Raw genomic sequence first — 14,522 nt, forward strand, 5'->3', positions numbered from 1 at the left:
GTTTTACCAATCCATAAAATAAAAAACACGCCGAAGCGTGCTTTTCATCTTAATTTCACCCTTTCGTATCAGACTTCTTCTGCACACTCAGTAAAATGGCCTGGTAAACGTCTGTTAAAAATTCTTATCCAGCGATAGCAGGACATTCCTCTGTCGATAATCATAGAAATCGATATTGCTGTCGACCTGCTTCCAGGTGAAATTCAGTTTCGGCATCACCCCAAAGAAATAGAGGTCGCGATGCCAGAGCGAGAGATTATAGATCTGTTCGTTATCTTTCCGTCGCGTCGAGAAGATATCACTGTCGGCCTGGTAATTGCGTCTGGCAATGGCCGTGGTGGCGGCAAAAGAGAGTTGCCAGGGCATATCCACCTGCACCCCGCTGCGTAAACCTACCCGATGGTTAGATTCACTGCGAGTGAAGGTCTGCTGATCGAGCAGATCGAAGCCGGCAAACCCTGACACCCGGTTACTGAAGGCATGGGACAGGGTTGTGGAGGAGTAACGATTTTGCCCGTGCAGGAATCGATAATCTTCATTATCATAATCCAGTTTCTGATATTCCAGCGCCTGACTCACCTGCCAGGTGGGCGTAAGTAAATAACTGTATTCGGCGCGGACGCCAGGGCCAGAAGAATAGGCCTCGGTGCCATACCATCTTTTTTCATAGAAAGGTAACAGGGCGAATTGTTGTCGGAAATTACGCCATTGATAGCCAGCATAAGCGCGGGTGGTAATATCATCAAAATCATGGTTATTCCAGTAACTCTTACCGTTTACCGTACCAATAAATCGCAAGCCATGCTGATCGTAGAGTTGAACATCTTTTTGTAATGCGCCATTGAACCAGAAACCTTCCCCGCGCTGAGGGAAACTCTCTTTATTACGAATAAAAAGACGATCGCCAACCCGAATGGTTTTACCCGATGACGCATTATTCACATTGCTGTCATTCAGATAGCTCACGCTGAAGGAACCCGTTAATGCGCTGCCTTGCTGAATGCGCTCAAGATATTGCGCAATGACCTGCTGAATATTCTCAGGCGGATTGCTTTGTAATACCCGACGAAACTGATAATCAGCCGCGTCAAACTGACGATTTTCAAACATGGCCCGCGCTAAATCCAGACGCACCGCAGCAAAGTCAGGATGCCTGCTCAGAATAGCGCGATAGTGTTCGATCGCCTCTGCATAATGCCCCTGACTGCGCGCCAGACCGGCTTTTGCAAAATGAATCAGGGTTGAATCCGGATTGGGTGAGGCCGCATAGACAGGTAAAATGGCACGAACCATCGGCCACTTCTCTTCACGAATGGCCTGATCGAGCATCGCCATTGCCAGCTCTGGCTGTTCCGCCAGTTGCGCATTGGTAACATGCAGCGTCTTATCGCCAGGCCCGGTGCGCTTGTCCGGCGTGGTCAGTCGTTCAAGGTGGGGAGCTGCAGGAATTGAGTCGGTTTCCGGCGGCGCAGCAAACGCAACGCTGAGCGGGCAGAGCAAACTCAGTGCGCCAGTACGCAAAATATTCATAGAAAGGCTTACCATCTGAAGGTCCGGTCAGCCTGGCTGACCGGAAAACGTTTTATTGACGTGTCGCGCCAAAGGATGCGTTTTTAGTCGTGTCTGCAAACTGCGCCAGACCGCCTAACTCTTCAGCTGTGGGACCATTGAAATGTCCGGTGAAGGTCCCCGCCTGCCCGCCGGATTGCGCATTACCGGTGAATCCACCGTTGGCAATGTTGCCCTGCATCGCAATTTCGCTACCAAAGGTATCATTGCCGGCAATAGTGCCGTTGATGGTTTTCGCGGCGAAATCAATGTTAAAGCTGGCATCGCTCAGGATATTTTCACGCATACCGTGACCTACATAGGTCGCAGTGCCCTGGGTTGGCACGTTAGCCGCGAGCGTGGCATCCCCGGTGTAGAAGACCTCATGCTGACCTTTTTCATACTGTGTCCAGGTACCGAATGTGGTGTAACTCATCCGGCCACAGCACCATGACGTTGAGGAGACCGGGGAACGGTCGTCACGGGTGAGCCGCTGGGTTTGCACCAGGCCCGCAGAGATCCCGGTGCCGCGCATAACATATTCACGGCCCTCAGGGGTGGTGTAGGTCCAACCAGAAAGGGTACCGCCGGTGGTCAGGCTGACCGGTGCCGTGGCAGGGGTTTCCGGGGTGGTACCCGTATTGCCGTTATCCGTTTGCACAGGCGCAGTGGTTACCGGAGGCGTGCTGTCGCCTCCGCCACCACCCCCGCCGCCGCCGCCACCACCACATGCAGTCAACACAAAAGCGGTCAGTAATAAACCAGGTTTTAAAATCCCCATACGCTAAACGTCCTTGGTTGTGAATAAATTCGCAGGATTTGTAACATAATTTTTGCGAATGAATTTACGCCAAAACATTTAGCATCTCTAATGATTAGTCCTTATCGCCGTTCATTCTAAGATTAATCTTAACAACCACTTACACAATGTCTCGCCTGGGGCTCTGTTAATCGGCGTTAATTTAACTTAAGGGGATGAATTAGCGTTTCTTCACGCACGCTTCATTATGTGCCCTTATTCATCCTCTCTTCTGCCTATTACAAATAATGCAACTCAGATTTTTACGTTTTTTAATGGAACAATCCTGAACGTCTTTTAAACCCGATATCAGAGGAATCAGTCTGCTCTGTTACGGCCATGCAAAAGAGGGCGATGCGTTCAGCGGTGCTGATATAGCCCTAAGACTGAAGAGTTCTATAGGTTGCATTGCAGGTGGAAAGCCTGAAAAAGTCGCGATTACCGCCTGCATCAGAAAATTTATAATGGTCCGCTTTGTGTCAGGAGCGGTCGTTGATGACATCGCCGAATATGACGGAGATCGCATCGAGGAAATCGGTGCGAAACGGTTCCGAGTGAATGCATGTTGCCTTGATACCAAAGAGCGCCAGTTCGAGGCTAAGCAATTCGGACCAGCCAGAGTGGTCGAACTTCGTTATATCTTACTTGCGAGCGGAATTACGAGTTGCTTCACGATAAAGTAAGAGGGCTTTTCTCTGTTGCTATGAAAACCAGCGATCGCATCAAGGTTGCGTCAAGGCCTAACAGTTACAGTGCATAGGTTTGAGGTTTTGTGACAAGTTAAGCATCATCAGGTGTTGAGCCACAAACTAAACCTTTTGTGCTGCGATGAGTATTGCGACGAGGAGAGTGGCCCATCACACGCTTGAACGCGATGCTGAACGCAGCTTCGGAGTTGTAGCCAACCGACAGAGCGACCTTGACGACTGAGCTACCTTCGCGGCGCAATTCATGTTCAGCGTGGCGCATCCGCCATTCAGTAAGATAAGTAAATGGCGGTATGCCAGCAATTACACGAAAGTGCTTAGAAAAGCTGGTTCGAGACATGGCGCAAGCACGTGCCAATTCGGTCAGAGTCCACTTTCGGGCCAGATCACTGTGCATTAACGCCAACGCTGGGGCTAACCGCGAATCACAGGCGACTCGAAACCAGCCCGCCTCGTCTGACTCATGTGCGGAAAGGTAGCGGCGCAATATTTGGATCAAAAGTAGATGCGCTAGACTTGAGCAGGCCATTTCAGCACCGGGTACACAACCGGCCGCCTCTTCAACCAATTCCCCGATCAATGCGCTAAGTCGATTCGCACCACTTTCGGAAGCAGAGAAATGTAAAAAATCAGGCAAATTCTCAGCCATCAAGCGCCCGCCTGCATGATTGGTATCAATGTGACCGCCCAGAAACAGGAAATCGTCACCTTGTCCCACTGGGATGATGCGTGAATTTCTACCCGTGTAAACCTCGCTTGAAGGCAGAGGTACTAGCCTCAAATCGCTCGCCACGGTAAATCCGGCGTTGCGTGTGAGTAAAAAAACATCGCCTGTGGCAAGTCGGAAGGGCGTTTCAATTCCATCCAGGGCCAGCAGGCAAGAACCACGACCGATCACAAAAAACTTGATCTTACGTGGTGGCGGGAACCGGATTGACCAATCACCGCCGCCAATGAAACCACCGGCATAGATTGTTCGCGCCTCGACAAGTTCGAGTGTACGGGACAGAGGGTCATGCATTACGTTTTGTACTTTCGCTAAAGAAAAAAGTATTTTAGCGTATTAAACGTACTAATTCACAGGTGCACACTACGGTTTAAAGCAATTAACCACTGGAGTGCTCTATATGACCACGTTGCAAAAGCCGCTCGGTTCAGGATTTACTGCTTATACAACGGCAATTGACGTCATTCGAAGTATTGACTTGACCGGACAACTCGCGATCGTTACTGGCGGTTACGCTGGGCTGGGTCTTGAAACTGCCCGAACGCTCGCTTCGGCTGGCGCACGAGTGATTGTGCCCGCCCGCGACGTAAATCGCGCCCGCCAAATAATTACTGAAATCGGTGGAGGAATTGAAGTCAGGCCGATGGACCTGACCGACCCTGTTTCAATCGATACCTTCGCGCACGGCATAGTGCAATCCGGGATGCCGTTGAATATTTTGGTTAACAGCGCCGGCATCATGGCTTTGCCGGAGTTAGCTCGAGACAGTCGAGGCAATGAGATGCAGTTCTCAACCAACCATCTCGGCCATTTTCAATTGACCCTACGCCTTTGGCCAGCTCTGCTTCGCGCGCACGGCGCGCGCGTTGTATCCGTTTCCTCGCTCGGCCACCGTTTGTCGGATATCGTATGGGACGACGTTAATTTCGAGCGCCGTGCCTATGATGGATGGGGTGCGTATGGTCAGTCAAAGACCGCCAATGTACTATTTGCGGTTGAGCTGGATCGGAGGGGGCGTGACTACGGCGTCCGTGCTTTCTCACTGCATCCGGGAGGTATCGTGACCGGGTTGGCAAAGCATATGTCGATTGAGCAGTTGAAAAACATGGGCAATCTCGATGCAAACGGTAATCCCGTGATCGCTCCTGAACACGACATGAAATCCATCCCTCAAGGCGCAGCGACCCATGTCTGGTGTGCGGTCAGCCCACAACTAAACGGAAAAGGCGGCGTCTTTTGTGCAAATTCAGACATTACCGGGGTTCTGGAAGATGACATGCTTAACCCATTCAACCAGCCGAAAGAACTAACATTAGATGCTATGCCTTATGCTATCGACCAAGTCGCAGCCCAACGTCTGTGGAAGCTGAGCGAAGCTATGCTGAATATTTCTTTTTCAAAGTAATCAAAAGCCCATGGTCGACCTCTCGTTCTAATCCATACAGCATTATATCAAAAGCTAAAACGGTCGAATTCGTGCCATATACCCATGAAACATAAGTGGGTATATGGTAAGTAGCACCAGTGGAAATCATGAATGCATAAAGCTACGTCATTTTCAACTTTTCTTACTGTTACTGAGGTACTTCATTTCACTTGTAGAACTGAACAATAACATCTAAAAACAAAGGCTTTGTACGGTGATAAAGTAAACTTTAATGATCTTTCTGTTTCCCAGAGAGATGTTGTTTACAGCGCAGTGAGGAGGCATTAAAACCTTGATAGCGGAAATGCCAGCCTCGGCCACGCGGAGAATACTGATGAACTGTTCGTCAGAAAATGCTTCTTTATGGGGATGTCCTCACGTTGCTGATGAAGACATTACTAACATCGTGGTGTTAATCAATGGGAGCAGGTCAACGAAGGATGGGGTAGGCCGTGCAAGCGGCCTCACAAATTTCGTTGAAAACACTTATTCCTGCTGTTAGTTATTCTCCTACCGAAATTATTCTTCCAATTTCATTAACTATCGCCTCCTTGCATTGCATGAGTTCTTGCCGATAAAAGGTTTCATGTTTATGGAAACGTGGCGCCGGAACTAATAAGGAGATAGAAAAACGACCAAAAAGTGTGTCCAGCGCTACCGCTATCGTGCAGACACCCTCAAGAGTTTCACCCAGATCAATAGCCAGCCCCCTGGCACGGACATCGGCGATAAGTTCCAGAAGCTGTGGAAGCGTTTTGACTGTCATTCCGGTGAGATCTTCATAGGCTTCGCCTACCAGGATGCGGACATCTTCATCACTTTCCATAGCCAGTAACACACGTCCGCCGGAAGTACTGTAGAGCGGCAAATTAAGTCCAATACGAGGTACAACACGTAATTCACGTGATGCTACAACGTAATGGACGATTGCCAGCTGGGTACCACTGGCACGTGCAAGGGTCACTGTTTCATTAATATTGGCCGAAAGTTGTTCCAGGAAGGGACGTACAAGATCCACTACATCGCTGTGCACACTGGAAATAAGTTTGAGTAGTGCTGGTCCCAGACGCAGGCCACCTGCACCGCTGCTACGCACAAGTTGAGCACTCTCTAAGGCCGCGACTATACGCTGCACCGTTGAACGAGGGAGAGCAACCTCCTGCGCAATTTCCCCCAGACTCATGCCGCCAGGGTGCTTACCCAGCACATTCAAAATCGCAGCTGCGCGGGCGATAACCTGAATCCCCGCGGGTTTTTCATCCTCAAAGCTTGAAGCATTTACGGCCATATAGAGCTCCTTATTGTCCGGTGACGGGCAGCCTGTTACCTCAGTTCATGTATTAATTATCACATTGCAACGGACGCTCTCGCAATGTAAGATGTCACACTGTACCACAATACGGTACATCGTACCGATTTAATGCACGAGAACATTGTATGAATGCACAGCGTTCTACCCCACCCTCGCCCCCCTTTACCTGGCGCCTTGCAATGGGATTTGTGGGTGTACTGATTGCAGCCTTGACCTCCGGCCTTAATGGTCGGGTTATAGATATAGCGCTTGCAGATGTGCGTGCCGGAATTGGCGTGACTTATGATCAAGCCAGTTGGTTCACATCTGCCTACCAGGCCGCGGAAGTAGTGGCGATGATGATCGCACCATGGTTTGCTGTGACTTTTTCGCTGCGTAAATTGGCTCTTGGTTGCGCTGGCGGTTTTATGGTTTGCGGCATACTTTTACCCTTACTACCGAACGCGCAGTTGTTTATTCTCTTGCGAACGATACAGGGCCTGTTTAGCGGTGCACTTCCTCCCTTACTCATGACTGTGGCGCTACGTTTTCTGCCACCATCTATAAAACTTTATGGCCTGGGAGCTTATGCTCTGACTGCGACTTTTGGTCCAAATGTGGCACCTTCACTGGCGGCATTCTGGACAGATGAAGTGAGCTGGATGTTCATGTTCTGGCAAGTGGTCCCCGCCATTTTGATTTCGATGATATTTATTGGCTGGGGTTTGCCGCAGGACCCGATTTATCTCGACCGATTTAAACAGATCGACCTGTTCGGTATGCTTACCGGCTGTTCTGGTATGACGTTTTTAATAATCGCCATCACTCAGGGTGGACGTCTGGACTGGTTTGAATCGCCGTTATTTAATTGTCTGTTATCCAGCGCCATCGTGTGCCTGGCGATTTTTCTGATTAATGAATGGTTTCATCCCCTCCCTTTGTTCAAATTACAGATGCTGGAGAGAAGTAACTTTTCATATGGCCTGATGGCGCTCGCTGTAGTGTTGGTACTGGCGCTGGCTGGCTCGGCTTTGCCGTCCAATTTCTTTGGCAAAGTAGAGGGCTTTCGAACAGCGCAATTTGCGCCACTGGCTTTGACCATTGGGCTCCCGCAGTTAATTATCACCCCGCTTGTTGCCGCACTGCTTAGTCTGCGCTGGGTTGATTGTCGCTGGCTGATAGCTTTCGGGATTGCTCTGATGATTTCCGCCAGCCTGATGGGTATGCAGATAACCAGCGGCTGGGCACGCCAGAATTTCTGGGCCATACAGGTTCTGCAGGCGATTGGATTACCGTCAATTATTTTACCGTTGCTTATGAGCGCAACCAGTGTTGTGGCTCCCCCGGAAGGACATTATGCCTCTGCTATGTTCAATACCGTACGGGGTTTTTCAAGCATCGCTGCTGGCGTTTTAGTGGAATGGTTTATAAATCACAGAGAACAATTTCATTCTAATGTTCTGGTCAATAACGTAGCCAACCGCCCATGGTTGATATCGACACCGGTCAGTGAGCAGGCCAGCAGCAGTATCCCTTTATTACACGACGGCAGCATCAGCAACACCGAGAACATCGCGGGATTTATCACCCTATTGAAACATCAGGCAATTGTTCTGAGTCTGGGCGACAGCTATCTGCTGATGACTGGCTTTGCCGTCCTCCTGTTATTACTCACTATCTGGTTGCCAAAACGTGTCTGGCCGCCCCAGACACGTTTTCAACCTGCCATGACTGAATAGAGGTGGTTAAATGAAATTTTCTGTATCCAGAAGAACGATTCTGCTCAGCGCATTATTAATCCTGATGATGACGATGATATTTTTCGTATGGTCGACAATGCTGAATAATGATACCCGTACCAATGATGCCTATGTAAATGCGGATTACACACTGGTAGCACCAAAAGTATCGGGTTATATCAAAAATATCTATGTCGCGGATAACCAACGGGTTAAAGCAGGGCAAACACTGGCCACGCTGGATGACCGAGACTACAAAATAGCGCTTGAAATGGCGCAAGCTAATTTGCAGCTTAGTCAAGCAAAACACCTGAGCAGCCTTGCACAACTGGAGCAGCAACAATCCATTATTGCCCAGACTAAAGCGACCCTTTTAGCCAGTCAGGCATCGGCGCAGTACGCCAGTCAGAACGCCGAACGTTTTAACAAGCTTTATCAAAGAGGTACCGTCGCTGCGGACGATCAACAAAAAGCCCATTCAACGCAGCGTTCTGCATCCGCAGTCGTTCGTCAGAACGAAGCTGCTCTGACCTCAGCAGAAAAACAGGTAGGCGTGTTGAGGGCTGCATTACGTCAGGCGGAAGCCGATGTTGCAGTCGCGCAGGCAAAGGTCAGTCAGGCGAGGCTTAACCTTTCTTATACGCGTATTGTTGCACCAGTCGATGGGATGGTAGGCCAGCGTTCGGTGCGCCTCGGTGCCTACGTTAACGCAGGGACACGTCTACTGGCCGTGGTTCCGCTACATCAAACTTACATCACTGCCAATTATCTTGAAACACAGCTGGCAAATGTTCAGCAGGGGCAGAAGGTCTTAATTAAAATTGATGCCATGCCGGGCAAAAAGTTTACTGGACATGTCGATAGTATCGCTCCTGCAACCGGCGCAACGTTTTCAGCCATCCAGCCAGACAATGCAACGGGTAACTTTACTAAAGTCGTCCAGCGTTTACCGGTGAAAATAGTGCTGGATGGTAATCAACCCGATGCAAAATTATTGCGCGTCGGGATGTCAGCCGTTCCTGAAATTGAGATCCGCTAATATTCCAGATATTCTCAAAACCCCGCTCTATTTTGGAACGTCTGGCTTAGAACCGGTGTTCCCGTTAGCTATACGTAATATCCTGGAGGAGATATATGGCACCGACACCAGACTAAATTCCTGTTAAAAAACACATGTACTATCACGATTATATTTAGTCGACCCTCATTTACAGGGAGTGATCGACTAAATATTTTTATCAGGCAACGATACGGTTAAACAAGAGATTATTATTCACGCCTGGCTATCAAAAAGCTTAATGCTGCATAAGCGCCAGTGTTTTTTCCTTAACCCGCTCCAAAATTTTCTGCGCCTCTTCGGTTGAGCGAATATTAGTGTATCCAATTACTAACCCATAACGTTTTTGTGTCTGCGCATACCAACTCGAGAGTGGCCGGACGTAAAGCTCGTGCTGTGTCCATAATGCAGCTAATGCAGTATCTTCAATACCGCGTTGCAGGAAGGCGACAATATGCATCCCGCCATCTGTAAGCTCAAATTCAAATAACCCTGGAAAGCTCGTTTCAATTGCTTCAAGCATCATGCGCCGCCGCTGCTGATAGAGTAAGCGCATCTTTTTTATATGCCGGTAGAAATGCCCTTCGCTAAGGAATTGCGCAAGTATTTTTTGCGGCAGTAATGGTAGACCCGTTTCAAGGATTTCGCCCAGTTCACTGAAACGGGCTACCGTCTCCTGTGGTATTACCATATAGCCGATACGCATAGCTGGCATTATCGTTTTACTAAACGTACCGGTATAAATAACCCGGTCATGCATATCGAGGCTTTTCAACGCCGGGATTACTTTTCGTGTGTAATGAAACTCTCCGTCGTAGTCATCTTCGATTATCCAGCTACTGTTTTGCTGTGCCCAGGCCAGCAACTGATGCTTACGCGGTAATGAAAGGCTAACTGCGAGCGGACTTTGATGAGTGGGTGTAACGATAGCGAAGCGTGCATCGTTATGATAGCGCTGAAGATAATCAACATCCATGCCCTGCCGATCAACAGGTATATAGTGCAGGTTGGATGCCATTCGCTTCAATAATTGCTGACCATAAAAGTAGCCAGGATCTTCAAACAGCACTTTATCTTCAGGCTGTGCAAGTACCGACAGAATTAACCGTAAGTTGGCCCGATAGCCGCTGGTAACAAAGATTTGCTCCGGTCGGCAATTCAGTCCTCTTGAAATATTGAGATAACTTGAAATGGCCTCACGTAGCGGCTGAAAGCCCATTACCGGGGGCATGAGCATTTCTTCCGGACGAAGACTTCGCGCCGCTTTTCCCGATATTAGTAACCATTTTTTATGGGGAAATTCATCCAGGGCAGGGATTCCGAGCCTCAGATCACCCTTCCTTTCAGTAACCTGTGTGTTAAGTGAACAAGACGATACAGCGTTGTCTGCGCTGACCGTTGAGGTTAGCCGGAGCTCCGGATTTATATAGGTCCCCTTCGCCCCCAGACTTACGAAATAGCCTTCTCCAGTAAGAATTTCATACGCGGTTTCCACCGTTTTTCGCGCGACCTGCAACTCGCTCGCTAGCGAACGAATCGAGGGGACGCGCTCCCCCGGTTTCAAAAGGCCGTCCTGAATTTGCTGACGATAGCGGGCATAAATCTCTTTGTACCCCATCAAATGCACCTTAAATGTCCTATCAATTAAGTCTAATAATGACCCTTTTTAACAAGACATACAAGATTAAGATATGGCTATTAACTAAGCCACTCACTATGAGGCGTCATGAAGATTGTACATTACGACACAGTCATTGCCCTTGCCCGTTGCTTTGCGCTGATGCAAGAGCTACGCAGCAAACTAACGAATGAGAAACAATTTATCGCCCAGGTACAGCGCCAGCAGGCGCAAGGCTATCGGCTTGCAGGACTGGAGCAGGATGGCAAACCAATGGCGCTGGCCGGTTATCGAGTGCTCGAAAATTTCATTCACGGGCAATTCTGTTACGTCGACGATCTGGTAACAGTGAACGAGGCTCGCGGTCAGGGGATGGGTGCAAAGCTGTTGAATCATTTAGCGGTAATCGCACGTGAATATGGTTGTGGTCAGATAGTCCTTGATACCGCCATTAGTAATTCAGGAGCCCAGGCATTTTATAAACGTGTCGGATACACCGCCCTCGGCCTGCACTTTTATCGCGATCTCACCTGAGGAAAAAATGATGAAACTGCTTCACATTAAAGTCAGCCCGGATTTATCAGGATCGGCATCCCGCGCGGCGTCTGAGCGCCTGGTAGAAAAATTACGCGCGCATCATGCCGGGCTTGAAGAATCAGTGCTGGACCTGGCTCAACGGCCGCTACCACATCTTGATGCATTTACCATTGCTGGTTTTTTTACCCCACCAGACCTACGCAGTGAAGCTCAGCTCACCGCTATTCAGACTTCGGAACAACTGGTAGATCAGCTTTTAGATTGTGACACGCTGGTTATCTCATCACCGATGTGGAACCTCGGCCTGCCTTCTGTGTTAAAGGCCTGGTTCGATCATATAACCCGCGCCGGACGAACTTTCGCCTTTACGCCAGAGGGCAAAAAAATAGGGCTCGTCAGTGGCAAAAAGGTGTATTGCGTTGTCGCCAGCGGCAGCGTATTTGCCCACGGTCCATTTGTAGCAGATGACCAGTTCACGCCATACATTCGCGTAGCGCTTGAATATATTGGCATTACCGACGTGCAATTTATTCGGGTAGACGGCACGCATGATCCCGTCACTCGTACTACAGCATTACCCCATGCACTACAAACCATTGATCGTTTATTTTAAAAAGAGGATTACAATATGTCGTCACGTGTGAATCATTTCAAAACCATCCCGGCACTGGCTAAAACACTTGCCGATGCATCTATGGCATTAGGAAAAATCTCGCTGGATAAAAAACTTAAGCACTTAGTGGATATCCGTGCCTCACAGCTGAATCATTGTGCGTTTTGTCTGGATATGCATGTTAAAGAAGCAAAAATGCATGGGGAGCGTGAACTGCGTCTTTATCACGTTGCAATCTGGCGGGAATCGCCATTATTCAGCGCCAAAGAGAAAGCGGCTCTGGCACTGACTGAAGCGTTGACACGCATTGGTAATGATGGTGTAAGCGAAGCGCTGTACAGCGAATTGCGCGAACATTTCTCTGAAGTGGAAGTATCAGAGTTAACATTCACCATTGCTGTAATCAACGCTTGGAATCGCCTGCAGATTTTATCACAGATGGCACCAGGCTCGATGGATAGCGCTTACGGTCTGGATCGTGCTGAATTACATTGATAAATGTCCGCCGCCAACGCTTCACGTTGGCGGCTTTATTTTTGAATCTAAGCTTGCATAAGTTTCCATACCTAAAAGAATGTTAAGATTGATTATTTTCATGACTTGCTGCTAAAAAATGAAAAAACCGCCTTTCGGCGGTTTTTTCATTGGGGAAATTAATAACCAATCGCGAGAAGAAAACGAATGGTAATTTACGCCTTGGCCAGCGGCTTCATTCGAAAGCTGACGCCCATACGATTAAGTGCATTCATTGTTGCAATAACGATGGTCAAATCGACCAAATCTTTTTCACCAAATACTGAAAGCGCTGCAGAATATGCTTCATCCGAAGCATGTGTCTCACTTACACGGGTAACTTCTTCTGCCCATGCCAATGCCGCTTGCTCCAGATCCGAGAATAAATAAGTAGCCTCTTCCCACACTGGAATCAGTACTATCTTATCTACTGACATACCACACTTTATAAGATCGCGTGTGTGAATATCAATACAATGTGCACAGCCATTAATCTGAGATACTCTTAAAAAAACCAAATGTATTAGCTCTTCCGGAAGATTTGTTCCTTTTGTGGCGAAATGATGTAGCGCTCCCAGTGCCTTTGAGCCTTCTGCAGATACTTGAAACCAATTTGGACGATTCATTTTCTTTCCTTTAGAGATAGTTAGGTAGATGATTTATCTACGGAAATAGCCCCACCTTCTTCAGAAGGGTTACTAATTGATACTTCAGACTTAAATCATAATAATCAAAATTGGCCTATAAAAAAGACACAAGTAAGAACAAAACGCGTAGGACATGATAAAAACGGAATGCCATGACTCTAATTTCACTTTTAATTTATTCAACAATGATGGTTTAGAACGGCCGGTTTTAATCTTTCTACTGGAACTGCACCTTGTGATCTGACTCGGAATCCTACCTCTTGATATGAAAGTTTTGTTCTTACAAGGGGTATGTCTGTATATCTCGCTGCTTCAGTCTTCTTATTCTGACACTGCGCCCTTATCAATTTGAGCAGGATCCGACTTTACCTTTTTTCGGATCTCTGTGTGGCCGGTAATGCGCCCTGTTTACAGGTGGTTAATATTTAACAATGACAGCACCATAACAATAAATATGCATACAGGATTTATATCTGAAACGGAATGCAATAGTTTGTAGTCATCGTGGCATTTTTGAGATAGACGCTATCGATTCTGATAAATCATCCCCCTCTGGAGACAAACATGGCTGAACAGAACGAAAGTACCGAAAAAGGATTCACCCGCACGCTGACCGTGCGGAACATGCCGCTTGATGTGGATATTGAGATCACGGAGCAGGCGAGGGCGGCTGGCAAGTCAAAAAGCGATTTTATCAAAGAGTTCCTGTCGGCCTCGTTCGGGGATCTGATCGGTAACTTCATGCGCGGGAACAGCCTTGTTGCGCTGATGGATAAAGACGTGGCTGGCATGATGGGGGCCGCCCTCGCTGACTACTGGTATGACAGCGCCCAGACGCTGGCCGAGAACCGGACCTGGTGTCGTCTGCTGGGCATTTATAAACAGGAAGATCTGCAGACTATCATGCGTAACGGCGTTCCCCTGCTTGAACTGCGTGCCTCACAGCTGCCTGACATCACGCACATCCCGCATGGCTCCTCACTGGCGTTTGCCCTCTTTATCGAGGCCGCCCGTCGTGATTTACCGACGCTGATGGAGGTGCATAATCAACTGTTCTTCCTGCAGAAAGTGGGGGATTTTCTGGATATGGTCGATCAGATACGCGACGCGCTGCGCCTGCCACCAACGGAGCGGCCCGTGTTCTGAGGCGCAGAAGCGCGCCGGATGCAGGTCGTCGGCCCAGAATTACAAAGACGAAGAAACGGTCGTGGTGACGTGCCGGTACCGGACCTCACGCTGGAAGACTGGGTTAACTGACGGCAGAAAGAGCGCATGAAGGAGGGATGTCCGCTTTGTGCCA

General features: G+C 48.7%; 13 protein-coding genes. 7 read left to right on the forward strand and 6 right to left on the reverse strand.

Annotation, left to right across the window (positions count from 1 at the left end; all coding sequences use genetic code 11):
• Positions 1-114: 114 nt before the first annotated feature.
• The 3 genes from ACT3IC_RS03515 to ACT3IC_RS03525 all read right to left on the reverse strand — a co-directional run bounded on the left by ACT3IC_RS03515 (position 115) and on the right by ACT3IC_RS03525 (position 4,075).
• Positions 115-1,545 (reverse strand): surface lipoprotein assembly modifier, encoded by a 1,431-nt coding sequence (locus ACT3IC_RS03515; RefSeq protein ID WP_103178576.1) that lies wholly within the window; start codon positions 1,543-1,545, stop codon positions 115-117.
• A 37-nt stretch (positions 1,546-1,582) separates the two neighbouring features.
• Positions 1,583-2,329 (reverse strand): Slam-dependent surface lipoprotein, encoded by a 747-nt coding sequence (locus ACT3IC_RS03520; RefSeq protein ID WP_159339753.1) that lies wholly within the window; start codon positions 2,327-2,329, stop codon positions 1,583-1,585.
• A gap of 798 nt (positions 2,330-3,127) precedes the next feature.
• Positions 3,128-4,075 (reverse strand): AraC family transcriptional regulator, encoded by a 948-nt coding sequence (locus ACT3IC_RS03525; RefSeq protein WP_159339752.1) that lies wholly within the window; start codon positions 4,073-4,075, stop codon positions 3,128-3,130.
• Positions 4,076-4,181: 106 nt separating this feature from the next.
• Here ACT3IC_RS03525 and ACT3IC_RS03530 point away from each other — a divergent pair, with 106 nt between their 5' ends.
• Complete coding sequence (locus ACT3IC_RS03530; protein WP_159339751.1) at positions 4,182-5,186, forward strand: SDR family NAD(P)-dependent oxidoreductase; 1,005 nt, start codon at positions 4,182-4,184, stop codon at positions 5,184-5,186.
• A 523-nt stretch (positions 5,187-5,709) separates the two neighbouring features.
• Here the strand turns inward: ACT3IC_RS03530 and ACT3IC_RS03535 are convergent.
• On the reverse strand, positions 5,710-6,495 hold the full coding sequence (locus ACT3IC_RS03535) for an IclR family transcriptional regulator (RefSeq protein ID WP_159339750.1): 786 nt from the start codon (positions 6,493-6,495) through the stop codon (positions 5,710-5,712).
• 149 nt (positions 6,496-6,644) lie between these two features.
• On the opposite strand from ACT3IC_RS03535, the gene ACT3IC_RS03540 reads away from it, so the two are divergent.
• Together ACT3IC_RS03540 and ACT3IC_RS03545 are read left to right on the forward strand one after the other, a co-directional pair.
• The gene (locus tag ACT3IC_RS03540; RefSeq protein ID WP_159339749.1) at positions 6,645-8,237 is read left to right on the forward strand and encodes an MFS transporter; all 1,593 of its coding nucleotides are present in this window, start codon (positions 6,645-6,647) and stop codon (positions 8,235-8,237) included.
• 10 nt (positions 8,238-8,247) lie between these two features.
• Entirely contained in the window at positions 8,248-9,276 is a 1,029-nt protein-coding gene (locus ACT3IC_RS03545) for an HlyD family secretion protein (protein ID WP_159339748.1), read from the forward strand.
• Between the two features lie 256 nt (positions 9,277-9,532).
• Here the strand turns inward: ACT3IC_RS03545 and pdxR are convergent, their stop codons facing one another.
• A complete protein-coding gene (gene pdxR, locus ACT3IC_RS03550; protein WP_159339747.1) occupies positions 9,533-10,912 on the reverse strand; it encodes a MocR-like pyridoxine biosynthesis transcription factor PdxR in 1,380 nt (459 codons plus the stop codon).
• A gap of 108 nt (positions 10,913-11,020) precedes the next feature.
• Between pdxR and ACT3IC_RS03555 the strand changes: the two genes are divergently transcribed.
• From ACT3IC_RS03555 to ACT3IC_RS03565, 3 genes are read left to right on the forward strand one after another with little or no spacing between them, the layout of a single operon-like run.
• Positions 11,021-11,446: a GNAT family N-acetyltransferase gene (locus ACT3IC_RS03555; RefSeq protein ID WP_159339746.1), complete on the forward strand. Its 426-nt coding sequence runs from the start codon at positions 11,021-11,023 to the stop codon at positions 11,444-11,446.
• A gap of 7 nt (positions 11,447-11,453) precedes the next feature.
• Positions 11,454-12,062: an FMN-dependent NADH-azoreductase gene (locus ACT3IC_RS03560; RefSeq protein WP_236560464.1), complete on the forward strand. Its 609-nt coding sequence runs from the start codon at positions 11,454-11,456 to the stop codon at positions 12,060-12,062.
• A 15-nt stretch (positions 12,063-12,077) separates the two neighbouring features.
• Positions 12,078-12,557, forward strand: coding sequence for a carboxymuconolactone decarboxylase family protein (locus tag ACT3IC_RS03565; RefSeq protein WP_159339745.1), 480 nt, complete (start codon positions 12,078-12,080; stop codon positions 12,555-12,557).
• A gap of 194 nt (positions 12,558-12,751) precedes the next feature.
• Here ACT3IC_RS03565 and ACT3IC_RS03570 read toward each other — a convergent pair whose 3' ends face one another.
• Positions 12,752-13,201 carry a carboxymuconolactone decarboxylase family protein gene (locus ACT3IC_RS03570; protein WP_159339744.1) on the reverse strand — a complete coding sequence of 150 codons (450 nt, stop codon included), beginning with the start codon at positions 13,199-13,201 and terminating at the stop codon, positions 12,752-12,754.
• 585 nt (positions 13,202-13,786) lie between these two features.
• Here ACT3IC_RS03570 and ACT3IC_RS03575 point away from each other — a divergent pair.
• The gene (locus tag ACT3IC_RS03575) at positions 13,787-14,368 is read left to right on the forward strand and encodes a hypothetical protein (RefSeq protein ID WP_159339743.1); all 582 of its coding nucleotides are present in this window, start codon (positions 13,787-13,789) and stop codon (positions 14,366-14,368) included.
• Positions 14,369-14,522 lie beyond the last annotated feature (154 nt).

This window comes from Leclercia sp. GHBNCSD, from assembly GCF_055805075.1.